Origin of the sequence: Aeromonas sobria (assembly GCF_000820145.1) — a bacterium.
Taxonomy (GTDB): Bacteria; Pseudomonadota; Gammaproteobacteria; order Enterobacterales; family Aeromonadaceae; genus Aeromonas; species Aeromonas sobria.
Genome location: NZ_CDBW01000003.1, coordinates 85,741 through 110,127, shown reverse-complemented (window position 1 = coordinate 110,127; position 24,387 = coordinate 85,741). Strand labels below are relative to the sequence as shown.

23 protein-coding genes are annotated in these 24,387 nt (G+C 60.1%); 16 read left to right on the top strand and 7 right to left on the bottom strand.

Annotation, left to right across the window (positions count from 1 at the left end):
- Positions 1–17 precede the first annotated feature (17 nt).
- Entirely contained in the window at positions 18–1,184 is a 1,167-nt protein-coding gene (gene torC / locus BN1135_RS01240) for a pentaheme c-type cytochrome TorC (protein ID WP_082186699.1), read from the bottom strand.
- 145 nt (positions 1,185–1,329) lie between these two features.
- Between torC and torR the strand changes: the two genes are divergently transcribed.
- Positions 1,330–2,043: a two-component system response regulator TorR gene (gene torR, locus BN1135_RS01235; RefSeq protein ID WP_042018211.1), complete on the top strand. Its 714-nt coding sequence runs from the start codon at positions 1,330–1,332 to the stop codon at positions 2,041–2,043.
- 36 nt (positions 2,044–2,079) lie between these two features.
- Here torR and BN1135_RS01230 read toward each other — a convergent pair whose 3' ends face one another.
- Positions 2,080–2,484 carry a GFA family protein gene (locus tag BN1135_RS01230; RefSeq protein ID WP_042018210.1) on the bottom strand — a complete coding sequence of 135 codons (405 nt, stop codon included), beginning with the start codon at positions 2,482–2,484 and terminating at the stop codon, positions 2,080–2,082.
- Between the two features lie 53 nt (positions 2,485–2,537).
- Complete coding sequence (gene torT / locus BN1135_RS01225; protein WP_042018209.1) at positions 2,538–3,584, bottom strand: TMAO reductase system periplasmic protein TorT; 1,047 nt, start codon at positions 3,582–3,584, stop codon at positions 2,538–2,540.
- Positions 3,585–3,654: 70 nt separating this feature from the next.
- Here torT and torS point away from each other — a divergent pair, with 70 nt between their 5' ends.
- Positions 3,655–6,477, top strand: coding sequence for a TMAO reductase system sensor histidine kinase/response regulator TorS (gene torS, locus BN1135_RS01220; RefSeq protein ID WP_042018208.1), 2,823 nt, complete (start codon positions 3,655–3,657; stop codon positions 6,475–6,477).
- A gap of 54 nt (positions 6,478–6,531) precedes the next feature.
- Here torS and BN1135_RS01215 read toward each other — a convergent pair whose 3' ends face one another.
- Positions 6,532–6,816 (bottom strand): hypothetical protein, encoded by a 285-nt coding sequence (locus BN1135_RS01215; RefSeq protein ID WP_042018206.1) that lies wholly within the window; start codon positions 6,814–6,816, stop codon positions 6,532–6,534.
- Between the two features lie 323 nt (positions 6,817–7,139).
- Between BN1135_RS01215 and glyA the strand changes: the two genes are divergently transcribed.
- From glyA to BN1135_RS01145, 14 genes are all read left to right on the top strand, one after another.
- Positions 7,140–8,393 carry a serine hydroxymethyltransferase gene (gene glyA / locus BN1135_RS01210; protein WP_042018205.1) on the top strand — a complete coding sequence of 418 codons (1,254 nt, stop codon included), beginning with the start codon at positions 7,140–7,142 and terminating at the stop codon, positions 8,391–8,393.
- Between the two features lie 106 nt (positions 8,394–8,499).
- Entirely contained in the window at positions 8,500–8,934 is a 435-nt protein-coding gene (locus BN1135_RS01205) for a hypothetical protein (protein ID WP_042018204.1), read from the top strand.
- A gap of 135 nt (positions 8,935–9,069) precedes the next feature.
- Complete coding sequence (gene nrdR, locus BN1135_RS01200; RefSeq protein ID WP_005338880.1) at positions 9,070–9,519, top strand: transcriptional regulator NrdR; 450 nt, start codon at positions 9,070–9,072, stop codon at positions 9,517–9,519.
- Between the two features lie 105 nt (positions 9,520–9,624).
- Positions 9,625–10,734: a bifunctional diaminohydroxyphosphoribosylaminopyrimidine deaminase/5-amino-6-(5-phosphoribosylamino)uracil reductase RibD gene (ribD, locus tag BN1135_RS01195; RefSeq protein ID WP_042018203.1), complete on the top strand. Its 1,110-nt coding sequence runs from the start codon at positions 9,625–9,627 to the stop codon at positions 10,732–10,734.
- A gap of 55 nt (positions 10,735–10,789) precedes the next feature.
- Complete coding sequence (locus BN1135_RS01190; RefSeq protein WP_042018258.1) at positions 10,790–11,443, top strand: riboflavin synthase; 654 nt, start codon at positions 10,790–10,792, stop codon at positions 11,441–11,443.
- A 149-nt stretch (positions 11,444–11,592) separates the two neighbouring features.
- Complete coding sequence (gene ribBA / locus BN1135_RS01185; protein ID WP_042018202.1) at positions 11,593–12,702, top strand: bifunctional 3,4-dihydroxy-2-butanone-4-phosphate synthase/GTP cyclohydrolase II; 1,110 nt, start codon at positions 11,593–11,595, stop codon at positions 12,700–12,702.
- Between the two features lie 203 nt (positions 12,703–12,905).
- Complete coding sequence (gene ribH / locus BN1135_RS01180) at positions 12,906–13,376, top strand: 6,7-dimethyl-8-ribityllumazine synthase (protein ID WP_042018201.1); 471 nt, start codon at positions 12,906–12,908, stop codon at positions 13,374–13,376.
- Between the two features lie 14 nt (positions 13,377–13,390).
- Positions 13,391–13,804, top strand: a complete 414-nt coding sequence (gene nusB, locus BN1135_RS01175) for a transcription antitermination factor NusB (protein WP_042018200.1) — start codon at positions 13,391–13,393, stop codon at positions 13,802–13,804.
- A gap of 57 nt (positions 13,805–13,861) precedes the next feature.
- Entirely contained in the window at positions 13,862–14,821 is a 960-nt protein-coding gene (gene thiL / locus BN1135_RS01170; RefSeq protein WP_042018199.1) for a thiamine-phosphate kinase, read from the top strand.
- On the top strand, positions 14,818–15,312 hold the full coding sequence (locus BN1135_RS01165) for a phosphatidylglycerophosphatase A family protein (RefSeq protein ID WP_042018197.1): 495 nt from the start codon (positions 14,818–14,820) through the stop codon (positions 15,310–15,312). The genes thiL and BN1135_RS01165 overlap by 4 nt, the downstream gene beginning before the upstream one ends.
- A 487-nt stretch (positions 15,313–15,799) precedes the next feature.
- Entirely contained in the window at positions 15,800–17,524 is a 1,725-nt protein-coding gene (locus BN1135_RS01160) for a dipeptide ABC transporter ATP-binding protein (RefSeq protein ID WP_042018196.1), read from the top strand.
- Positions 17,525–17,599: 75 nt separating this feature from the next.
- The gene (locus tag BN1135_RS01155) at positions 17,600–19,156 is read left to right on the top strand and encodes an ABC transporter substrate-binding protein (protein WP_042018194.1); all 1,557 of its coding nucleotides are present in this window, start codon (positions 17,600–17,602) and stop codon (positions 19,154–19,156) included.
- Between the two features lie 99 nt (positions 19,157–19,255).
- Positions 19,256–20,230: an ABC transporter permease gene (locus BN1135_RS01150; RefSeq protein WP_042018193.1), complete on the top strand. Its 975-nt coding sequence runs from the start codon at positions 19,256–19,258 to the stop codon at positions 20,228–20,230.
- 3 nt (positions 20,231–20,233) lie between these two features.
- Positions 20,234–21,175 (top strand): ABC transporter permease, encoded by a 942-nt coding sequence (locus tag BN1135_RS01145; protein WP_042018191.1) that lies wholly within the window; start codon positions 20,234–20,236, stop codon positions 21,173–21,175.
- A 76-nt stretch (positions 21,176–21,251) separates the two neighbouring features.
- Here BN1135_RS01145 and dxs read toward each other — a convergent pair whose 3' ends face one another.
- From dxs to xseB, 3 genes are read right to left on the bottom strand one after another with little or no spacing between them, the layout of a single operon-like run.
- Positions 21,252–23,120: a 1-deoxy-D-xylulose-5-phosphate synthase gene (dxs, locus tag BN1135_RS01140; RefSeq protein ID WP_042018188.1), complete on the bottom strand. Its 1,869-nt coding sequence runs from the start codon at positions 23,118–23,120 to the stop codon at positions 21,252–21,254.
- 21 nt (positions 23,121–23,141) lie between these two features.
- Entirely contained in the window at positions 23,142–24,032 is an 891-nt protein-coding gene (gene ispA / locus BN1135_RS01135; protein ID WP_042018187.1) for a (2E,6E)-farnesyl diphosphate synthase, read from the bottom strand.
- Entirely contained in the window at positions 24,033–24,284 is a 252-nt protein-coding gene (gene xseB, locus BN1135_RS01130; protein ID WP_042018186.1) for an exodeoxyribonuclease VII small subunit, read from the bottom strand.
- Between the last annotated feature and the right edge of the window lie 103 nt (positions 24,285–24,387).

Genomic DNA, 24,387 nt, shown 5'->3' with positions numbered 1-24,387 from the left:
GGAACTCGAATCCGGAATTAGTGGCTGCCCTGACCACCGGTATCGGCGGCATGGTTCTGCAGGTATTTGAGCAGGGTGCGCTCCTCTTCCTTGCTCAGGCGGTAGTAGGCAGACATCGCCTTGAGGCCCGAGATCCAGCCGTTGGCGGTAAAGTGAGCCGGATCCGGCGCGCCGTGGCAGGAGTTGCAGGTGGATTTGTACATCTCGCCGGCGTAATCCCAGATCGGCTTGAGTGAGGATTCAAAGCCCTTGTTGTCGACCCAGGCTTGCACCTGAACCTGCTCCCACTTGATATGGGTGGCACTGTCGGTCTCTTTTTTCAGGATCTGTTCGCTGGCTTTCAGCTCGTCACGGATGGTGGCGACGAAGACCCGCTTGCCCATGTACTCGCTCAACACCCGGCCCTTGCCTTTGCTCTCGCGCCACCCTTCGATGGTCACCTGTAGACGATCGCCGCTGCGGGCCGTCACGTCGATGCGGGAGGCTGGCAGCAGCTTGCCGACCGGGTCGGTGCTCTGCTCGCTGGCATAGAGATCTTTCTCACCCAGGTTGTAGAGGGTCTCGGCGGCTGGCGCCTCTTGCGCGTCGTTGACCAGGGTGGCGTAGGTGGCACGGAAGCCGCCCGCCATGTTGGGCAGTTCGTGGGCGATGCCCTTGTGGCACTCGATGCAGTTCATGTTCTTCGCCGCCGCATCTTTCATCGCCAGCGCTGCCGCCGGGGATTGCTTGGCGTGATCCATGTTGTCGTAGCTGTGGCAGGACTTGCAGGTCTTGGAGTTCTGGCTGCTCATCCGCGCCCACACCTTCTCGGCCAGATGCAGGCGCCGGTCCTCGAACTTCTCCTGGGTGTCGATGCTGTGGCCTATGTACTCCTGATAGAGGTCGTTGGCCGCCTCCATCTTGCGGGCCACCTTGCCGACAAAGTCCTTCGGCTGGTGACAGTCGGTACAGACCGCCTGTACCCCTGAGGCATTCTTGAAGTGGATGGACTCCTTGTACTCCGGATAGACGGTGTCTTTCATGGAGTGGCAGGAGATACAGAATTCGAGGCTGCTGGTTTTCTCAAAGCCGTAGTGCAGGCCGACGGTGCCCGCGAGGGTGACGCCGACGCCCACCAGAAGCAGCGCCAGTATCGACCAGCGACGGCTGGGGGTGCGCAGGAAGTGCCACAGTTTTTTCATCATGCTCTCTCACATCACTTTTTTGATGGGGGCCATGATAGGGAGGCGTTGTGAACAGGGCTGCCGCCACAAATTAATGAAATAGGGGTATTTATGACAAAATGTGAATAGAATAATCCTCCCTTGTCGACCATCGCGAACCCTGCCCATGAGCTACCACATTCTGGTTGTTGAAGATGATGCGGTTACCCGCGAGAAGCTGACCGGCTATTTCGAGCGGGAGGGCTATCGGGTGACGGCGGTCGAAAACGGTCAGGAGATGCGCGCTGTGCTGGCGGAGCAGACGGTCGATCTGGTGATGCTGGATATCAACCTGCCGGGGGAAGATGGTCTGCTGCTGACCCGTGAACTGCGGGCGCGCAGCACGGTGGGGATCATTCTGGTCACCGGCCGCAGTGATGCGGTGGACCGGATTGTCGGCCTCGAGATGGGGGCCGATGACTATGTCACCAAGCCGTTCGAGCTGCGGGAGTTGCTGGTGCGGGTCAAAAATCTGCTGTGGCGGATCTCGCTGGCTGCCGCCGCGCCGAGCGAGCCTGCGGTGGCTGACGATGCGGTGCGCTTTGGTCCCTGGCGTTTTGACATTCCCCGCCGCCAGCTCAGCAAGGACAGGGTGCCGGTGCGCCTGACCAAGGCTGAATATGAAGTGCTGGTGGCCTTTGTCGCCCATGCCGGGCGAGTGCTGAGCCGGGAGCGGATCCTGACCCTCATCAGCCATCGCGGCGATGGCCCGAGCGATCGCACCATAGACGTACTGATCCGGCGGCTGCGGGGCAAGATGGAGCCGGATCCGCGGGATCCCCAGCTGTTTGTCACCGTCCATGGTGAAGGCTATCTGTTTGCCGGTGAGATAGCCTCTTGATTCCCGTGTGGTGGTCTTGACCTGTTTGACCGGGTATCAGACCGGCGGGCGGGTATCAAATTGCGGGCAGTCGTCGCCAATCTGGTGCCAGGGGGCCTTGGAGCCGACAAAGATGTGAAACGCGGGACGCTGGCTTGGCACATCGTCCAGCACCCCGAGGCGTAGATTGATCTTGCCGCTGCTGCTCTTCTGGCTGAACAGGCTGGAGCCGCAGTGACGACAGAAGGCCAGGGTGGTCTCTGCCGATTTCTGGTAGCGGGTGATGGCTTCTTCCCCCTTCATGATGGTGACCTTGTTGCCATCCAGTCCGCCGACCGAGGCGTAATCTCCCCCTGAAAACTTGCGGCATTCGCTGCAGTGGCAGTTCCCCATATAGTCGAACTGATCCGGCAGGATCAGGGCGATGGCGCCGCACAGGCAGCTGGCATGTAACTCTTTCATCTCTTCTCCTTGAGTGTGCTAATCGGATTTGGCAACGGCGATTCGCCCGCCCGCTATTCGACCCGATAGACGGGACGAAAAGCGCCATCCGAGAGGGAATCTGCGGGGTCGGCCAGCGGCGCAGAGAGGGTCAGAATGGGTGGCCCCATCACCCGCGGGCACTGCTCGGCACTGGCGTCGGGGTGTTGCAGCAGACAGACCGCCTGAGCCACCGCAAGGCGCCCCTGCAGCCGCATCTGATCGCTGTTGGCAGCCAGGATCTTGCCCCGGCGCAGGCCGCGCTGTACGCCGTGGCTGAAGTAGGTGCTCAGCACTTGGGGCCTGTCGAGATGGCGCTGCGCCAGCTCGTTGACCGCCACTTCGGCGGCGATGGCGCCTCCCACCAGATAGTCGAGCTCTGGATAGCGGGCCAGGGTCTGCTGCACCAGCGTGCGCTGGATTTCCCGGCTGTTGTCGCCGCGCTCGGTAGTGACCAGCTCGATGGCGCTCCCCTTGATGGCGTCGGCAAAACCCGGCTCGACGAAGTTATTGCCGCCGCTCGCCTGCGGGCCGGGGAAGAGGGCGACCGAGACCGGCTTGCTGCCGGCGGGGTGGCGCTGCGCCAGCCAGTGGCCAATCTGCCAGCCCATCTGGTACCAGGAGACCCCCACCTTGGCCTGCACCAGACCGCTGGGCAGATCGTTGACCAGCCCAAACACCGGCAGCGGCGTTGCCTTGATTGCCTCGCGCAAGCCCTGATAGCTCACTGCGCCGAGCAAGGTGGCGTCGCTGCCTTCCTGCACGCACCGCTGCAACTGCTGGCGCTGCTCGGCGATGGCGCCGTAGCCCCCCGCTTCGTGGATCTGCAATTTGACTCCCAGCCGTTTCGCCTCGTCCACCATGCCCTGATTGACCGACAGCCAGTAGGCGTCGCGCAGATGGGGGTAGAGGGCACAGAGGGTCAGCGGTTTGGTTGCGGCAGCGGGTTCCGGCCACTGCTGGCGCACCGGTTGGCCGCTGAATTCGCCGTCGGGCCAGAGATCGACCGCAAAGGCGAAGGCGGCGCGGGGAAGCATTAGCAACCAGATCAGCAACAACGGGGAGAGATAGACGCTTCGCATGGTCAGGGGTTTTGTTAAAGTGTTGGGCCATATTATCCGGTCAAAGCCGACCACAACCAAGGGACTTCCCGTGAGAATCTTTTCCGGCCTGGGTGGCAAGTTGCTGCTGGCCTTCTCCCTGATGGCGTTGCTGACCCTGAGTGCCTCCCTGCTGGGCTGGGTGGGGCTTAGCCATCTGCGCCAGCTGGAGCAAGGGGTGCAGCAGACGCTGGCCGATCAGGAGCTGGCTCGTACGCTCTCTCGTCTTAGCGGCGAGATCCAGAGCGCGTCGAGGCTGCTGGCCACCGCGACCAGCGAGCAGGAGCGGGAGCATCAGGGGCGCTTGCTCACCCTGCAGGGACAGCAGCTACAGCAGGTGCTGGCGCAACTTGGCCGTGGGCAGGGTTTCACAAGCCTCGATCAGCTCAGCCAGAGCATCATCGGCAATCTGGGCCAGCAGGGCTGGCTGGTGGGAGAGCGACTGACTCTGATGGCGCAGGGTGAGGCGCAGCGGGCCCGTCTGGTGGCGGCGGCCGGGCAGATCGCCGAGCTGGCGCGCAGCCAAATGGAGAACGCCGAAACCGTGATGGTGGCAGGGTTGGGCTCCCTCTATCAACAGCAAGGGGGGCAAGCGGCCCGGACGCTGGACCGCCTGCTGGAGCAGGATCTTGACTGGCTGGAGCAGATGACCGAGCTGCGTCATCGCACCCTGATGCAACAGCAGCGCATCGAAGAGATGTGGCGCAGCGAACGACAGGAACAATTGCAAACGCTATTGCAAGAGGGGCAGCGGGAGCTGGCTATCTTGCAACTGCGGGCCGGTGCTGTGACCGATCCGGCTCGTCGTCAGGCGGTGGAGCAGGCGCTGACCGTGCTGGCGCAGAGCGACAAGCTGGTGCAGCTGCGCAGCGACTGGCTCGGCAAGGGGGAGGCGCTGCGGGTGCTGGCCAGCGCCAACGAAGCCTTGATGAGCAGTCTAAACCAGCAGGTCGGTGAGCTGGTTAACCGTGCCCGCGATTCGCTGGGGGAGAGCCAGCAGGCGTTAAGTCAGCGCCTCAGGCTGCTGGAGCAGGCGCTGATGGGCATTGGCCTGCTCACGCTGGTACTGCTGATGCTGCTGATGTGGCGCATGGTCTACGGCCGGATCGTCTGGCCACTGCAACGGGCGGTGGCGGGGATGAGCCGGTTGGCGCGCGGGGATCTGGCCCCCCTTGAGCCGATCGCCGGGTCGGGGCGCGATGAGCTGGCGGAGCTGGGCCGGGCCCTGCAGGTGTTTCGTGACAATGCGGTTGAGTTGGGCCGCTATCAGCGCGAGCTGGAGTCGCGGGTCGAGGAGCGCACTGGCCAGCTCAGCCACGCCAACGAGCGGCTCAATGAGGAGGTGGAGAAGCAGCGGCAGGCCCGCGCCGAGGCCGAACAGGCCAACCGGGCCAAGTCGGTTTTTCTCGCCACCATGAGTCACGAGATCCGCACCCCTATGAACGGCATTCTGGGGGGCCTGACGCTGCTGGAAGATACCTACCTCAGCGATACCCAGCAGCGCTATCTGGCCGCCATCGAGCACAGTGGCGAATCCCTGCTGGAGATCCTCAACGACATTCTCGACTACTCCAAGATAGAGGCGGGCCATGTGGAGGCACGCCGCGAACCCTTCCCCCTGTTCCTGCTGGTGGATGAGCTCAGCTCGCTGCTGCGGCCAAAGGCGGCAGCCAAGGGGGTCACCTTGGCGCTGGAGTATGCGCCCGGGCTGGCGCCGGTGGTTGAGGGGGATCTGGGCAAACTGCGGCAGGTGCTCGGCAACTTGCTCGGCAATGCGGTCAAGTTTACCGCCAGTGGCCAGATTACCCTGACGGTGGCGCCTCTTGTCTGTCAGGGCCCTTGCGCCGAGCCCTGCATCCGCTTCGTTGTGCGCGATACCGGCCCCGGCATTCCGGCCGATGAGCAAGAGGCGGTGTTTGAAGCGTTTCGCCAGCGCAAGCGCGATATAGGCCATCAGGGCGGCACCGGACTGGGGCTGGCGATCAGCCGCAAGCTGGTGGCCGCCATGGGGGGCGAGCTGATTCTTGCCAGCGAGCCGGGCAAGGGGTGTGAATTCAGCTTCAGCTTGCCGTTGCAGCGCTCCAGTGCCCAACTGCCCGCCGAGGCGCAGCCGCTGCACCTTGGCCAGTCCCGCGACATCCTGTTGGTGGAGGATAACGAGATCAACCGGTTGGTGGCGCACGGCATGCTGACTCGCCTTGGCCATCGCGTCACCCTGGCGGAAGATGGTCGCAGTGCGCTGGCGCTGGTGACCGAGCGTCCTTTCGAGCTGGCGCTGCTCGATATCAACCTGCCCGACATGGACGGGATGACCCTGCGCGAGGATCTGGCCGCCATCAGTGAGGAGGTGCATGAGCGGCCGCTGCCCGCCATCGCCATCTCGGCCCAGATGTATCCGGAGGATATCCGCCACTGCCTCGCCGCCGGTTTTGTCGATTTTGTCGGCAAACCGGTGCGGCTGGCGGTGCTGGCAAACGCCATCGAGCGGCTGTTCCGGCCGGAAGAGTCACCCATAGCGTCGTCCGTGCAGTTATCTGCCGCCGTCTCTGCCACCAAACCCGAGTTCGCCAATCCGGTGCTGGACGCCGATCTGCTCCTGCTCGGCATGGCGCGGATCCGCCAGCTGGTCGGGCTGTTTGAGTCGCAAGGGCGGGTGTTGGTGGATGAGTTGGCTCAGGGGGAGGGGAGTGAGCAACGTCAGCTGGCGCACAAGCTAAAGGGGAGTGCGCTGGCGCTGGGGTTGACCGAATTTGCCAGCCATTGTGCGGCCCTTGAGGTGGGAGGCGGTGAGCCTGCGGCAATTGGTCAACGATTTGACGAGGCGGTGAGCGGGTTACAGCTGTGGCTGGCGGCCAATAGGGATGCACAGCCCTGATCCCTTCTGACTATGCACAACGATCAGGGAGCATGGTGGCCGGCCCCTGCGCCGTTATTCTATTTCGCGAAACAGCACCTGCTTGCACTTTGAGCAGACCCACTCGCGGCGAAAATCGGCCAGATGCACCAGACCCACCTCCAGCAATTCGTGGTGGCCGCAGTGGTGGCAGAAGATGATGTCGCCATCGACAGCCTCCGGGTGGGCCGCCAGATATTCGGCTTTGGTGGGGAGATCCTCCCACGGGCAGGTCGCAATATGTTTGCGCTGGTTGGTGTAGTAGACCCAGTAAAACAGAAAAAAAACAGCCAGGATCGCGAATGTCAGCAGATGGTCCATGTTGAGTTCCTCCGGTCAGATGCCGCCCTTCGGGCGAGTGGTGGCAATCAGCTCCATCATCATTAAATTTGTTTCGAATGAATATGTTACAGGATGGATCACCACGGCGTTGTGATCTCCTTCGGGTTTTGCCGCCCAACAGCGGGATGAAAAATGTCTCTTTTGGCGGAGCGGCCAGGGTATTGAACGTGGAGGAAATCTTGTTTTTTACAACATAAAATCAACATTTTTTTAGGTTGTTGGACTGTCTCTTTGATCCAGCTCACGTTACAATGCCACGCCCATTACACCTACCGCGCAAACGATTTTCAGGAGAGAAACGGATGTTGAAACGTGACATGACCATCGCCAGCTATGACCCCCAGCTGTGGCAGGCCATCACAGACGAGACCCGTCGTCAGGAAGAGCATATCGAGCTGATTGCGTCTGAGAACTACACCAGCCCCCGAGTCATGGAAGCCCAGGGCTCCCAGTTGACCAACAAGTACGCTGAAGGCTATCCGGCCAAGCGCTACTACGGTGGTTGCGAGTATGTGGATGTGGTCGAAACCCTGGCCATCGAGCGCGCCAAAGAGCTGTTCGGTGCCACTTACGCCAACGTGCAGCCGCACTCCGGCTCCCAGGCCAATAGCGCCGTCTATATGGCTCTGCTGCAGCCGGGCGACACAGTGCTGGGCATGAACCTGGCCCACGGTGGTCACCTGACCCACGGCTCCCCAGTCAACTTCTCCGGCAAGCTCTACAACATCATTCCTTACGGTATCGATGAGTCCGGCAAAATTGACTACGACGAGATGGAGCGTCTGGCCATTGAGCACAAGCCGAAGATGATGATCGGTGGCTTCTCCGCCTACTCCGGTATCGTTGACTGGGCCCGCATGCGTGAAATCGCTGACAAAATCGGTGCTTACCTGTTCGTCGACATGGCTCACGTGGCCGGTCTGATTGCCGCAGGCGTCTACCCGAACCCGGTTCCCCACGCTCACGTGGTGACCTCCACCACTCACAAGACCCTGGCCGGTCCCCGTGGTGGTCTGATCCTCTCCGCCGCTGACGACGAAGAGCTCTACAAAAAGCTCAACTCCGCCGTCTTCCCGGGTGGTCAGGGTGGCCCGCTGATGCACGTCATCGCCGGTAAAGCCGTTGCCTTCAAAGAGGCGCTGGAGCCGGAGTTCAAGACCTATCAGGCTCAGGTAGTGAAAAACGCCAAGGCGATGGCTGCGACCTTTATCGAGCGCGGTTACAAGATCGTCTCCGGCGGTACCGACAACCATCTGATGCTGGTTGACCTGATTGGCCGCGAGCTGACTGGTAAGGAGGCTGACGCTGCACTGGGCAAAGCCAACATCACCGTCAACAAGAACTCCGTGCCTAACGACCCGCGCTCCCCGTTCGTCACCTCAGGTGTACGGATCGGTACCCCGGCCATCACCCGCCGTGGTTTCAAGGAAGCCGAGTCCATCCAGCTGACCAACTGGATCTGCGACGTACTGGACAACCACGACAACGATGCCGTGCTGGCCACCGTACGCGAGCAGGTGCTGGACATCTGCCGCCGCTTCCCGGTTTATGCCTGATAACGGCGTTAATCCGGTTTGAGACCAATGCCACCTTCGGGTGGCATTGTTTTTTATGGCATTTGACAAGAGGTGAGGACGGATGACTCAGAGTAACAAAGTAACGATGCACGATGACGGGCGTGATGAGGAGTGGGAGGCGGCGCTCAAGCTGGCGATCCGCGCCCAGTATCACTTTCGTACCGGCGAGCAGGGGCTGCTGGCCTGGGATGTGCGCCGATTGGTGCGATTGAGCCGCGACCTGCCGGTGCAGGCGGTGGCCCTCGGCCGGATTGCCGAACTTGACCGGGTGCACTGGTACGGCCATGACGGCGCCAGCCCCACGGTGCGCAGCGTGGTCGAGCATTGTCAGCTCATCATGGCGGCGGATCTCGCCTATCCGGTTATTCTCGACAGCGCCGGTCGGGTGATGGATGGCATGCACCGGATCGGCAAGGCATTGATGCTGGGTCATGACTATATCGATGCGGCGCAGTTTACGGTCGATCCCGCCCCCGATTATCTGGATTGCGATCCCGATAGCCTGCCTTACGACGACTGAGTTGCTCCTTGGTGATAACGGACAGAAAAATCACGCTTTTCCGCTTTTTACCGCCCTTGTATGGCCGTGCTACACTGGCCGACCTAGATCCTGGCCCGCCGGGCCGGTCCCTGTTCCATTAACGCCGGAGGTCCGATGCATTGCCCATTCTGTAGTGCGGTTGATACCAAGGTGATCGATTCCCGTCTGGTGGCAGAAGGCCATCAGGTGCGCCGCCGTCGTGAGTGTCTGCTCTGTCACGAGCGCTTTACCACCTTCGAGATGGCCGAGCTGGTGATGCCCCGCGTCATCAAGTCCAACGGTTCGCGCGAGCCGTTCAACGAAGACAAGCTGCGTGCCGGCATCCTGCGGGCGCTGGAGAAGCGACCGGTGAGCATGGAGGCCATCGAAAAGGCGGTCAACCACATCAAATCCCGCCTGCGCGCCACCGGTGAGCGGGAAGTCGCCTCCGAGCTGGTGGGCAATCTGGTGATGGATGAGCTCAAGAGTCTGGACAAGGTGGCCTATATCCGCTTTGCCTCCGTCTATCGCAGCTTCGAAGATATCCGTGAGTTTGGTGAAGAGATCGCCAAGCTGGAAAAATGAACCTTCCCGGACGCAGGTTCGATTAGCGACGCGTAATCGGACGCGGTAACGCAGTCAGTTACGTGATCGGATGCGGCTTGGGTGTTGTTGAAGACAGGAGTCCTGATGTTTAGTCAAGATGATTACCAATGGATGAGTCGGGCCCTCGAACTGGCCCGCCGTGGCCGCTACACCACGGCCCCCAACCCCTGCGTGGGTGCCGTGCTGGTCAAAGATGGGGTGGTGGTTGGCGAAGGGTGGCATCAGAAGGCGGGCGAGCCCCATGCTGAGGTCTATGCCCTGCGCGCCGCCGGTGACAATGCCCGTGGCGCCACCGCCTATGTGACCCTCGAACCCTGCTCTCACCATGGCCGTACTCCCCCTTGCGCCGAGGCGCTGATCAAAGCCGGTATTGCCCGGGTGGTGGCGGCCATGGTCGATCCCAATCCCGAAGTGGCCGGGCGCGGTCTGCGCATGCTCTCCGAGGCAGGTATCAAGACCGATTTTGGCCTGCTAGCCAGCGATGCCGAGGCGCTCAATCCGGGCTTTTTCAAGCGGATGCGAACCGCGTTTCCACGGACCACAATCAAGCTGGGTGCCAGCCTCGATGGTCGCACCGCCATGGCGAGCGGCGAGAGCCAGTGGATCACCTCCCCCGATGCGCGCCGCGACGTGCAGCGGCTGCGAGCCCGCCACGATGCGGTACTCTCCAGCGCCGAGACAGTGCTGGCCGATGGCGCCTCCCTGACCGTGCGTTGGGACGAGCTGCCCCCGTCGGTCAAGGCCAGCTATCCCAAAGAGACCCTGCGCCAGCCGCTGCGGGTCATCGTCGATTCGCAAAACCGGCTCACCCCCGACCTGCCGTTGTTCCAGAGCGAAAGCCCGGTGCTGCTGGCCCGCCACAAGGCATCCGGCGAGTGGCCCGAGTGGGTGCAGCAGCTGGAGCTGCCGCTGCTGGATGGCAAGCTGGATCTGGTCAGCTTGTTCATGTTGCTGGCTAAACGGCAGATCAACTCGGTGCTGGTTGAAGCGGGGCCACGGCTGTGCGGCGCGCTGCTGGATAAAGGACTGGTGGATGAGCTGGTGCTCTATCAGGCGCCAAAACTGATGGGTGATGAGGGGCGCGGCCTGTTCCATCTGCCCGGCCTGAGCCGACTGTTTCAGGCCCCCAAGCTCAACATCAAGGATGTGCGCATGGTCGGGCTGGATATTCGCATTACCGCCAAAATAGCCTGATTTATCAATGTTCAAGGGGGCAGCCTCTGCCCCCGTCATCAGCAAGGTGATCTGCATGTTTACCGGAATTATCGAAGCGGTGGGAACCCTGGCCGAACTGCGCCGTCAGGGCGACGACATGGCCCTCACCGTCCATGCGCCGGGTCTGGATTTTAGCGACATTAAGCTGGGTGATTCCATCGCCACCAACGGCGTCTGCCTCACCGTGGTGGCGCTGGGCGACCAGTGCTATACCGCCGATGTGTCGCTGGAAACCCTGTCGCGCAGCGGCTTTGCCGCGGCCAGGGTGGGCGATCGGGTCAACCTCGAGAAGGCGTTGATGCCCACCTCTCGCCTCGGCGGCCATCTGGTCTCCGGTCATGTGGACGGGGTTGGGGAAGTGAAAAGCGTCTCCAGCAGTGGCCGCGCCCTCGAGTACTGGATCAAGGCGCCGGGCGAGCTCTCCCGCTACATCGCCGAGAAAGGCTCGATTGCGGTGGATGGCATCAGCCTCACCGTCAACGCCGTGCAGGGGGATCTGTTCCGCCTGACGATCGTGCCCCACACCGCCCAGGAGACTACCATCGCCAGCTGGAAACCCGGCCACAAGGTCAACCTGGAGGTGGATCAGATTGCCCGCTATCTGGAGCGGCTGATGATGGGCAAACCTCAGGAGAGCAGCGCCTCTACCCTGACCCTGGAGACCCTGGCCAAGGCCGGTTTTCTCTAACGGTGTGCACTAAATCAGGCTACCAAAACGATTTTCTGTGATCCCGCTCTGATTGAAATGGGGCAGTGCGCCCCCATCTAGAGCAACATACACTCGCATTTTTATTGAGCCAGCGGGCTCAATTCCCAAGCACATTGATGGAGTAACCCATGGCGCTGAGCACAACCCAGGAAATCATTGCCGATATCAAGGCTGGCAAGATGGTGATCCTGATGGATGACGAAGACAGGGAGAATGAAGGTGACCTCATCATGGCCGCCTCCTGCGTCCGTCCTGAGGATATCAACTTCATGGCCCGCTACGGCCGTGGCCTCATCTGCCTGACCCTGACTCAGGATCGCTGCAAGCAGCTGGCGCTGCCGCTGATGGTTGATCGCAACAATGCCCAGTTCTCTACCGCCTTCACAGTGACCATCGAAGCGGCCGAAGGGGTGACCACAGGTATCTCCGCCGCCGATCGCGCGGTGACCGTGCAAGCGGCAGTGGCGCCCAATGCCAAGGCGGCCGATCTGGTGCAGCCGGGCCACATTTTCCCGCTGATGGCTCAGGATGGCGGCGTGCTGACCCGTGCCGGTCACACCGAAGCTGGCTGCGATCTGGCTCGTCTGGCCGGTTACGAGGCGGCCTCCGTCATCGTCGAGATCCTCAACGAAGATGGCTCCATGGCGCGCCGTCCGGATCTGGAAGTATTCGCCGAGCAGCACGGCATCAAGCTCGGCACCATCGCCGACCTTATCGAGTACCGCAACCAGCACGAGACCACGGTCGAGAAAGTGGCCGAGTGCAAGCTGCCTACCGAGTTTGGCGAGTTTGACCTCATCACCTTCCGCGACACCATCGACAATCAGGTTCACTTCGCCCTGAAAAAGGGTGAGGTACAGGCTGACCAACCGACGCTGGTGCGGGTGCACCTGCACGATGTGTTGGGGGATCTGCTGCTGACCGACCGCCACGCTGCCCGTAGCTGGCCGTTGCCCAAATCCATGGCGCGTATCGCCAAAGATGGCGGGGTTCTGGTGATCCTGGGTGCCGAGTCTCATGGTGATGAGCTGCTGGCCCGGGTCAAGGGCTTTGAAGCCGCCGACAAGGGGCTGGCACCGGAAGGGGCCAAGTGGCAGGGCACCTCGCGCCGGGTTGGCGTCGGTTCCCAGATCCTCAAAGCCCTTGGCGTGAGCAAGATGCGCCTCTTGAGCTCGCCGAAGAAGTACCATGCCCTCGGTGGTTTCGGTCTGGAAGTGGTTGAGTACGTCAGCGAGTAAAGTTCTACCAGAGAAGTACCATCCCCTTCCGGGCGGTTGCGGTCTGGAAGTAGTGGAATAGGTCGGCGAGTAAGCTCGCCGGACTGGTTAAATCGCGATCATGGCTGTCTATTGCAGCCATGGTTTTTGTCGTGGGTCTGTTGTGCTAGAATGTGCGCACTTTTGACTCCGGCTCTTTTGATTGCACAGATACAGGATTTCCAATGAAAGTTATCGAAGGAAATATCGCCGCTCCTGAGGCGCGCGTTGCTATTGTTGTTGCCCGTTTCAACAGCTTCATCAACGACAGTCTGGTGAACGGTGCGGTGGACGTACTGAAGCGTCAAGGTCAAGTGCAGGACAGCAACCTGACACTGGTAAAAGTGCCGGGCGCGATGGAAATGCCATTGGTCATCAAAAAGTTGGCCAAGAGTGGTCAATACGACGCCATCGTGGCGGTCGGTACTGTCATCCGTGGCGGCACTTACCACTTCGACCTGGTGGCAAACGAGAACAGCAAGGGCATGGCTCAGGTAATGATGGAGTATGAAATTCCCGTTGCCTTCGGCGTGCTGACCACTGAAAACATTGAACAAGCCATCGAGCGTGCAGGTACCAAGGCGGGTAACAAGGGTGCAGAGGCTGCACTGGCAGCGCTCGAAATGATCAACGTCCTGAAAGAACTGGACGTGTAACGAGGAGAAGTACATTGAAACCGTCCGAGCGCCGTAAAGCCCGCCATTGCGCCACCCAGGCCATCTACCAGTGGCAGATGACCAAGGCTAACGTGGGTGACATCGAAGAGCAGTTCAAGATCGATCAGGACACCAAGGGTGTAGACCTGAGCTATTTCCGCGATCTGCTGTTTGGGGTAGCCCTCCACTGCAACGAGCTGGATAAGGTATTTGCACCTTTCCTCTCCCGTCCGCTGGAAGAAGTGGACATGGTGGACAAGGCGATCCTGCGTCTGGCGACCTATGAGCTGACCCGTCGTGATGATGTGCCGCCCCGTGTGGTGATCAACGAAGCGATCGAGCTGGCCAAAGCCTTTGCTGCCGATGACAGCCACAAGTTTGTCAACGGTGTACTGGACAAAGTGATCAAGACGCTGAGCAAGCGTTGATCCTGCTGTCCGTCAGCATTAAGAGAGGAGCCAGCCTAACCGCTGGCTTTTTACTGTATGGGTGAATTTGAGCTGATTGATAAGTACTTCAAGGTTCCCCACGCCCGCAAGGACGTGGTGATGGGCCCTGGAGATGACTGTGCCTTGCTGACCCTGCCTCCCGATACCCAGCTGGCAGTGAGCACCGACACTCTGGTGAGCGGCGTACACTTCTTTCCCGACATGGATCCGGTGGATCTCGGCTACAAGGCGCTGGCGGTCAATCTCTCCGATCTCGCTGCCATGGGAGCCGAGCCACGCTGGGTGTCGCTGGCGTTGACCTTGCCAGCCATCAACGAGAGCTGGGTCGCCGGTTTTGCCGAAGGGTTCCTCGAACTGGCCGAGTACTACAACGTGGCGCTGGTGGGGGGTGATATGACCCGTGGGCCGCTCTCCATCACCATCTCGGTCAAGGGATCTGTGCCTGCCGGTCGTGCCCTGCTGCGCAGCGGTGCCAAAGCCGGTGATGGCATCTATGTGACCGGTACTCTGGGGGATGCGGCGCTGGCGCTCTCCCACCTGCTTGGCAAACGCACCCTCAACGAGAACCAGCTGGCTGCGGTATTGCCCAGACTCGAGCATCCTCATCCCCGTATTCTGGCTGGTCAGGCGCTGCGCGGGCTGGCGGGCAGTGCACTTGATCTCTCCGATGGTCTGGCATCGGATCTTCGTCATATTCTCAAGGCATCCGGGGTGCGGGCCCAGATCGATCTCGATCTGCTGCCGCTCTCGCCAGTGCTGCGCGATGCGGTGAGCGATCAGGCGGCGTGGCAACTGGCGCTGGCCGGTGGTGATGACTACGAGCTCTGCTTCACCGTGCCGCAGGAACATCACGGTGCGCTGGATACGGCGCTGGCCCACAGCGGGGTCAAGTTCACCCGCATCGGTCGCATCCTGGCGGGTGAGCCGGGTATCGATTATCTGCGTGGCGAACAAGTAGTGGAGCTGCAATTGAAAGGGTGGGATCACTTCGCATGAGCTTTTTTATGATAAAGCCCGAGTTGAAACGACTGAACCTGAAGAACCCGCTCCACTTGCTGGCGGTGGGGTTTGGCTCCGGCCTCTCCCCCAAGGCCCCCGGCACCATGGGCACGCTGGTTGCTATTCCGCTCTATCTGCTGGTGAGCGGTCTGCCGACCCACTGGTTTATCGCCTTGCTGGCGGTGGGGTTTGTGGTGGGGATCCGTATCTGCCAGAGCGCCACCGATGCCATTGGCATGGCAGACCATGGCGCCATCGTCTGGGATGAGGTGATCGGTTTTGGCGTCACCATGATTGCCGCCCCGGCTGGCTGGGAGTGGGTGTTGGCCGGCTTCGTGCTGTTCCGCCTGTTCGATGTGCTCAAACCCTGGCCCATCTGCTGGTTTGACCGCCGGATCCACGGTGGCCTCGGCATTATGCTGGACGATTTGATCGCCGCGTTGTTTGCCCTGTTTTGTATGCAATTGCTGGCGTTCTGGCTCGGCTGAATGTTGCCTTCCGGGGGATGACCGTTCTGGCATCCCCCGATTTATATCTGCTTAATTTTCATTCACCGGCATATGCTGCCGTTTATCATCCATTTCACATAAATATTCACTACTCATTCGGGACCTGCACTTGCGTTTTAAATAGTGATAAATGCTACTTGTTGCGTTGTTGTTGAAATTAAAGTAATGATACCAATAGGTATACGGACGGACAGGCCATTTTTGTGATGATTGTCATCATTTGTTGCTATTGAATGGGTGGTTATCTGCACAAAACATTGCGGGATTGTATAACGCAAGCATTTACACCCGAGGTTAAACCGTCTAAGTTACTCGCGGGTTATTCCAAAAAAATGCAAAAAACCCGCCCGGATCGCTGGTTTCGCTGCCTTATGGATTGAGCAAATATTGCCCAAGGTAACAACCGGCATCTGCGGCTGATTTACGGACGAATTATTTGGGACGGATGTCCCCCGCAGAGGTAAACATGTCCTTGCTCGAAGTGAAAAACTTGCGGATCGAGTACCCCTCCCGCTACGGGGTGCTGGCCGCGGTGAAGGATCTCTCTTTCTCCATCGAAAAGGGTGAGATTGTCGGGGTAGTCGGAGAATCCGGTGCCGGCAAGTCCACCATCGGCAACGCCGTCATCGATCTGCTCAGTCCCCCCGGGCACATTGCCCGTGGCGATATCTACCTCAATGGCGAGCTCATCTCCGGCAAGAGCCAGAACGAGATGCGGGCCATTCGTGGCTCCCGCATCGGATTTATCTTTCAAGATCCCATGACCTCCCTCAACCCGCTGTTTACCGTTGAACAGCAGTTGGTGGAGACCATGCTGGCCAATACCAAACTCTCCCGCGAAGCGGCCTTTGCCAAGGCATTGGAGCTGATGGGGGCGGTGGGGATCCCGCAGCCGGAACTGCGCATCAAGCAGTATCCGCACCAGTTTTCCGGCGGTATGCGCCAGCGGGTGGTCATCGCCATAGCCCTGTCGTGTGATCCTGAGTTGATCATCGCTGACGAGCCGACCACGGCCCTCGATGTCTCCATTCAGGATCAGATCCTCCAGCTTATCCGCAACCTCTGCAAAGAGCGTCAGGTGGGCTGCATGCTGGTGACCCACGACATGGGGGTTGTCTCCAACGTTACCGATAAGGTGGCGGTGATGTATCGTGGCGATCTGGTGGAGTTCGGCCTGACCGAACAGGTGTTGGGCAGCCCCAATCACCCCTATACCCGCAGCCTCATCTCGGCAGTACCCCGCTCGGACGTGAAGCTGGTGCGCTTCCCGTTGGTCTCCTATATCGAGGATGCCAGTGCGCCGGATACCAATATCGACCTCAAGACCCACTGGCTCGGCCAGAGTCAGGATGAGCGCGCCTATGAAGGGGCGCTGCTGCGGGTGGAAAACGTCGATCTGAAGTTCGTCACCAAGGACTCCATCTTCCCGAGTCGCCGCCAGTATGTGCGCGCCTGCAACAACATCAGTTTCGAGATCTTCGAAGGGGAAACCTTCGGTCTGGTGGGGGAGTCGGGTTCCGGCAAATCCACCATAGCCCGTGCCATCACCGGCCTCTATCCGCCTGATACCGGCCAGATTTTCTTTGAGGGGATCGACTTGACCGCCCTCAAAAGCGAGCGCGAGCGTCGCCCGCTGCGCCGCCAGATGCAGATGGTGTTCCAGAACCCCTATTCGTCAATGAACCCGCGGATGAAGGTGCGCGACATCATTGCCGAGCCGATCCGCTTCCACAAATTGGCCCGCAGCGAGAGCCAGATTGAGGGGATCGTCAATGATCTGCTCGATCATGTCGGGCTTGGCCGTGGTGCTGGGGTCAAGTATCCCCACGAGTTCTCCGGCGGTCAGCGCCAGCGCATCTCCATTGCCCGCGCCTTGGCCACTCGTCCGCGCTTCCTGATCTGTGACGAGCCCACTTCGGCGCTGGATGTGTCGGTGCAGGCCCAGATCCTCAACCTGCTTAAAGATCTGCAGCAGGAGCTCAAGCTCACCATGCTGTTCATCAGCCACGATCTGCCGGTGATCCGCCAGATGTGCGATCGCATCGGGGTGATGCAGCACGGTCATCTGGTGGAGGTGGCCGCCACCGAGAAACTCTTTACCAATGCCGAGCATGAGTACAGCCGCAAGCTGATCTCCCTCATGCCTGCATTTAAAGGCATGTCCCGTGAGGGGCTGGAAATCGCCAGCTAGTAACGCGCCGGTTCGCCGGATGGTGACTTAAGTACCTTGTCATTTAATAAAAAAGCCAAAAGCATGGAGAAAACGATGAAGAAAGGATTATCCAAAATTGCCCTGGCGCTGTTTGCCGCCGGTTTCGCCTTCAGTGTTTCAGCCGCTGATATCAAGGTCGGTGTCGCCTCTGACGCCACTTCGCTGGATCCGCAGGAGCAGCTCTCCGGTCAGACCCTGGAGATGTCGCACCTGGTATTCGATCCCCTGATGCGTTACACCCAGGACCTGAAATTCGAGCCCCGTCTGGCCGAGAAGTTTGAGCGTGTCGATGACAAGACCGTCCGCTTCCACCTGCGCAAAGGAGTCAAGTTTCACTCCGGCAACGACTTCACCGCCGACGACGTGGTGTGGACCGTCAACCGCCTGAAATCCTCCGTCGACTTCAAGGCGATCTTCGACCCGATCAGCGAAGTGAAGAAGGTCGATGACTACACCGTCGATCTGATCACCGCCAAGCCGTTCCCGCTGGTGCTGCAGACCGTCACCTACATCTTCCCGATGGACTCCAAGTTCTACACCGGCAAGACCGAAGCAGGTAAAGACAAGGCCGAGATCGTCAAAAATGGCGACTCCTACGCTTCTACCAACGTATCTGGTACTGGTCCGTTTATCGTCAAGTTCCGCGAGCAGGGTGTGAAGCTGGACTATGCCCGCAACGCCAACTACTGGGACAAAGCCTCCAAGGGTAACGTCGAAAACCTGACCGTGGTGCCGATCAAGGAAGATGCGACCCGTGTTGCAGCCCTGCTGGGTGGCGACGTGGACATGATCTATCCGGTCGCGCCCAACGATCTGGAGCGGGTCAAGAATGGCAAGGATTCCCAGCTGGTGACCCTGTCCGGTACCCGCGCCATCATCATCGAGCTGAACCAGAACACCAACCCGGCGCTGAAAGACAAGCGGGTGCGTCAGGCGATCAACTACGCCATCAACCAGGTGGGTATCGTCGAGAAGATCAACAAGGGCTTCGGCACTCCCGCAGGTCAGCTGAGCCCGAAAGGCTATGCCGGTCACAACGAGGCGCTGGTGCCCCAGTATGATCTGGCCAAGGCCAAGGAGCTGATGAAAGAGGCCGGTTACGAGAAGGGCTTCAAGATGACTTTCATCTCCCCGGCGGCCCGCTACGTCAACGACGTCAAGATTGCCCAGGCTGTCTCCGCCATGCTGGCCAAGATCAACATCAAGGTTGATCTGAAGACCATGCCGGTGGCCCAGTACTGGCCGGAGTTTGACAAGTGCGCTGCGGACATGCAGCTGATCGGCTGGCACTCCGACACCGAAGATACTGCGAACTTCTTCGAGTTCCTGACCTTCACCAAGGATGCCAAGAGCGGTATGGGTCAGTACAACTGCGCCGGTTATGCCAACGCCGAAGCTGACAAGCTGGTGATGGATGCCAACGCCGAGACCGACCCAGCCAAGCGTGCCGAGATGCTGAAGAAGGTCGAAGCCATGCTGATCGAAGATGCTGCCTATGTGCCGTTGCACTGGGAAGATCTGGCCTATGGCGCCAAGAAGAACGTCGACATCAAGCCGGTGGTCAACGTGATGAACTTCCCTTACCTGGGTGACCTGGTGGTCGGCAAGTAAGCGAACGTCACAAGGAAGGACGGGGCGGGGTGGTCAGCTGGCCACTCCGCCTGCTAACAGAAGCCTGTGCCACGACACAGGCCACGTAGAAGGACAAGCATGTTTACATTCCTGCTGAAACGGTTCTATCAGGCCGTGATAGTGATGTTCGTCATCAGCCTGGTCGCCTTCTCCATCCAGGACAACCTGGGTGACCCGTTGCGCGAGATGGTGGGACAATCGGTCTCCGAAGCCCAGCGTCACGAGTTGCGTGAGAAGATGGGCCTCAATGATCCCTTCCTCATTAAATACAGCCGCTTTTTGAAAAATGCGGTGCATGGGGATTTGGGCACCTCCTATTTCTTCAAGCGACCTGCTCTCGAGGTGATCCTCGACAAGCTGGTGGCAACCCTTGAGCTGGTGTTTGCCGCCGCGCTGATCATAGTGGTGGTCTCTATTCCGCTCGGTGTTTACTCGGCGATCCACCCGCGCAGCATTGCCACCAAGATCATCATGGCGGGGAGCAGTATCGGTATCTCGATCCCGGTGTTTTTGACCGCCATCATGTTGATGTATCTCTTCTCCATCCAGCTGGGCTGGCTGCCGGCCTATGGCCGCGGCGAGACCTATAACCTGCTGGGTTGGGAGTCGGGCTTCTTCACCTGGGATGGTATCAAGCACCTGATCCTGCCTGCGGTGTCGCTCTCCTCCATTATGCTGCCGCTGTTTATCCGGCTGGTGCGCTCCGAGATGCTGGAGCAGCTCTCCTCCGAGTACGTCAAGTTCGCCCGTGCCAAGGGGCTGGACAACAACAAGGTCTACTACAGCCACGCCCTCAAAAACACCATGCTGCCGGTGATTACCGTCGGTGGGGTGCAGATCGGCACCATGGTGGCTTACACCATCCTGACCGAGAGCGTGTTCCAGTGGCCGGGGACCGGTTTCCTGTTCCTCGAGGCGATCCACCGGGTCGATACTCCGCTGATCACCGCCTACGTCATCTTCGTGGGGCTGATTTTTGTGGTGACCAACACCCTGGTCGACCTGCTCTACGGGTTTATCAACCCGACCGTCAACCTGACCGCCAAGGGGTAACAGATGACTAATGCTGTAACTACACGCCCAGGCCGTTGGGCGCGCTTCAAGAATGCTGACATCGTCTACTACTTCCTGCGGGACAAGGTAGCCATGTTCAGCTTTGCCATCTTCGTGCTGTTTGTGCTGGCGGCGCTATTGGCGCCCTGGCTGGCACCGCACAACGTCTATGACCAGACCAGTTTTGATCTGATGGATGCTGAACTGCCACCCTCCTGGCTGGAAGGGGGCGATGCACGTTTCTGGCTCGGCACCGATAACCAGGGGCGCGATATCTGGAGCACCATCCTCTATGGTGCCCGTATTTCACTCTCCATCGGTCTGTTTGCGGTGGCGCTACAGCTGGTGCTCGGTATCGTCATCGGTCTGATTGCCGGTTACTTCGGTGGCCGCATCGACAACTTGCTGATGCGCTTTGCCGACGTGCAGCTGTCGTTCTCCACCATGATGGTGGCGATCATCATCTCCGCCATCTTTCAGGCAACCTTTGGCTCCGAGTTCTACTCGAAGTTCGCCATCATGATGCTGGTGGTGATCATCGGTATTGCCGAGTGGCCACAGTACGCACGTACCGTGCGCGCTTCTGTACTGGCGGAGAAGAAGAAGGAGTATGTGGAAGCAGCCAAGGTGATGGGATTCCGTGCCCCGCGCATTATGTTCCGCCACATTCTGCCCAACTGCCTGTCGCCCATTCTGGTGATATCCACCGTGCAGGTGGCCAACGCCATCATGAGCGAGGCGGCACTCTCCTTCCTCGGTCTGGGGATGCCGGTAGACCAGCCGTCGCTGGGGTCGCTCATCAGCGTCGGCTTCAACTACATCTTCTCCGGCTCCTGGTGGATCACTGCCTTCCCGGGGATCTGTCTGGTGGTGCTGGTGCTGGTCATCAACCTGCTGGGTGACTGGCTGCGGGATGTGTTTAACCCGAAGATTTACAAGGGTTAACACCGGTCAGAAGTGAAGATACAAGAAGGGCGCCATCAGGCGCCCTTCTCTTGTTTGCTCTTTAACTCGCAGCAGATCAGGCTTGCAGCCAGGTTTCGATGCTGAGCTGGATGCCGGCATCGTCCAGACCAAGCAGGGCATAGATCTCCTGCTGGGTGCCCTGTTCCACGAAGCGATCCGGCAGGCCGAGGTTGAGCACCGGCTTGCACTGTTTATTGCGCATCAGCAGCTCGTTCACCGCCGAACCGGCACCGCCCATGATGGCGTTGTCTTCGATAGTGACGAAGTGATCGTGGCTGGCAGCAAGGGAAAGTACCAGCGCCTCATCCATCGGTTTGACGAAACGCATGTCCACCAGGGTGGCATCCAGTGCCTCGGCGGTCGCTTTTGCAGCGTGCAGCAGGGTGCCAAAGGCCAGAATGGCGGTGCCCTTGCCCTCTCGCACTATGCGGCCTTTGCCGAGTTCCAGCGCCTGCATCTCTGACGAGACGGGCGCATCGCTCAGGCTGCTGCCGCGGGGGTAACGCACGGCGGCAGGGCCCTGATGGAGATAGCCGGTATAGAGCATCTGGCGGCATTCGTTCTCGTCGGACGGCGTCATTACCACCAGATTGGGGACGGTGCGCAGGAAGCTGATGTCGAACGCCCCCTGATGGGTCGGACCATCGGCGCCCACCAGACCGGCCCGATCGATGGCGAACAGTACCGGCAGATCTTGCAGCGCCACATCGTGGATCACCTGATCGTAGGCGCGCTGCAGGAAGCTCGAATAGATGGCGACCACCGGCTTCTTGTCGGCGATGGCCAGACCGGCGGCGAAAGTGACCGCATGTTGCTCGGCAATAGCCACATCGAAGTAGCGATCCGGATACTGCTGGCTGAATTTCACCAGACCTGAGCCTTCACGCATGGCGGGGGTGATGCCGACCAGCTTCTCGTCTTTGGCGGCCATGTCGCACAGCCACTGGCCAAAGATGGCGGAGAAGGTGGGTTTGGCCCCGCTCGCCTTGGGCAGGGAGCACTCGTCCGGATTGAACTTGGGCACAGCATGATAACCGATGGGGTCTTTCTCGGCCGGCTCGTAACCCTTGCCCTTCTTGGTCTTGACGTGCAGCAGCTGCGGGCCCTTGAGGTTGCGCATGTTGCGCAGGGTCTCGACCAGCGCCTCGATATCGTGACCGTCGATGGGGCCGATATAGTTGAAGCCGAACTCCTCGAACAGGGTGCCGGGCACCACCATTCCCTTGAGGTGCTCTTCGGCCCGTTTGGCAAGCTCCTTGACCGGTGGCAGACCCGCCAGCACCTTCTTGCCGCCTTCGCGGATGGTGGTGTAGAGCTTGCCGGACATGACCCGGGCCAGATGGTTGTTGAGCGCGCCGACGTTCTCGGAGATGGACATCTCGTTGTCGTTGAGGATCACCAGCATGTCCTTGTGCACATCGCCGGCGTGGTTGAGCGCTTCAAACGCCATCCCCGCGGTAATGGCACCGTCACCAATCACCGCAACCACCTTGCGACCCAGCCCTTCGCTCTCGGCGGCAACCGCCATGCCGAGGGCGGCACCGATGGAGGTGCTGGAGTGGCCGACGGAGAGGACGTCGTACTCGCTCTCGTCACGCCAGGGGAAGGGGTGCAGACCATCCTTCTGGCGGATGGTGTGGATCCGGTCACGGCGTCCGGTCAGGATCTTGTGGGGATAGGCCTGATGGCCCACATCCCAGATCAACCGATCAAACGGCGTGTTGTAGACGTAGTGCAGCGCCACGGTCAGTTCGACCGTGCCGAGACCGGAGGCAAAGTGTCCGCTGGAGCGGCTGACCGAGCGCAGCAGATATTCGCGCAGCTCGTTGCACAGCACCGGCAGCCGATCTTTGGGCAAGGAACGCAGCTCGATTGGCGTGTCCGCCAGGGCCAGGTTGGGGAAATTGCTAATATCAACGCTCATATTGTTACTGTTATCCAGCGTTTAGTGGGTTCGCTCGATGATGTAATCGGCGAACGCTTCCAGAATGTCGGTATTGTAGGGCAAGGATTGCAGGGCTGTTAAGGCTTTGCCGTGCAGTTCGCGAGCCAGCTCACGGGCATTTTCAAGACCGAGCAGGGCCGGATAGGTACTTTTCTCCAGCGCCAGGTCAGAGCCTTGCGGCTTGCCGAGGGTGGCGGTATCACCTGTGATATCGAGGATGTCATCCTGCACCTGAAAGGCCAGCCCGATGGCAGCGGCATAGCTTTGCAGCGCGGCCAGGGTGGCATCATCCACATCGGCCTTACACAGGGCACCGAGCTCCACGGCGCACTCAATCAGCGCACCGGTCTTGTGGCGGTGCACCTGCTCCAGCTCGGCAAGCGAGATCTGGCGGCCTTCGGCCTGCAGATCCAGTGCCTGACCACCACACATGCCGAGATAGCCGGAGGCGCGGGCGAGGGTACTCAGCATCCGCACCCGGTTGGCCATCAGAGTATCGGGCATGGGGTGGTCGGCCAGAATGGAGAATGCCAGGGTCTGCAGCGCATCACCGGCCAGAATGGCGGTGCCTTCATCAAACGCCTTGTGGACGGTTGGCTGGCCGCGACGCAGGTCGTCGTCATCCATGGCGGGCAGGTCATCGTGCAGCAGGGAGTAGGCGTGGATGCACTCCACGGCAGCGGCGGGGCCATCCAGCAGATCGCTCTTTACCCCAAGCATTTCGCCGACAGCGTAGACCAGAAACGGGCGTACCCGCTTGCCGCCCAGCAGCAGGCCGTAGCTCATGGCATCGCGCAGCCGTGGCGCCATGGCGGGCAAGGATTCAAGTTGTGCTGACAGACAGTCGTCAATACGCTGACGATGCAGACGGGAAAAATGGTCCAGCGCCACTCACTCCTCTCCTTGTTCTGGCTGGAAGGGGGCGAGCTTATCACTGCCATCGGCTTGGCTGAGCAGGATCTGGATCTTCTGTTCGGCCAGTTCCAGCTTCTGCTGACCGGCCCGCACCAGATGGACTCCTTGCTCGAACTGTTTGAGCGCCTCTTCCAGGGGTAGGGAACCTTGTTCCAGCTGATGAACGATGGTTTCCAGCTCTTCCAGAGTGGCATCAAAACTCAGACGGTCGATTTTTTTACTGGCCATGTCCATCCTCGGGGATTGAAAAAACGGCTTATATTAACATCGACCGTCCGCAGGGGGGAGGCAGAAAAGCACTGGCCCCTCAAACTCTCGATAAACTGGTCGA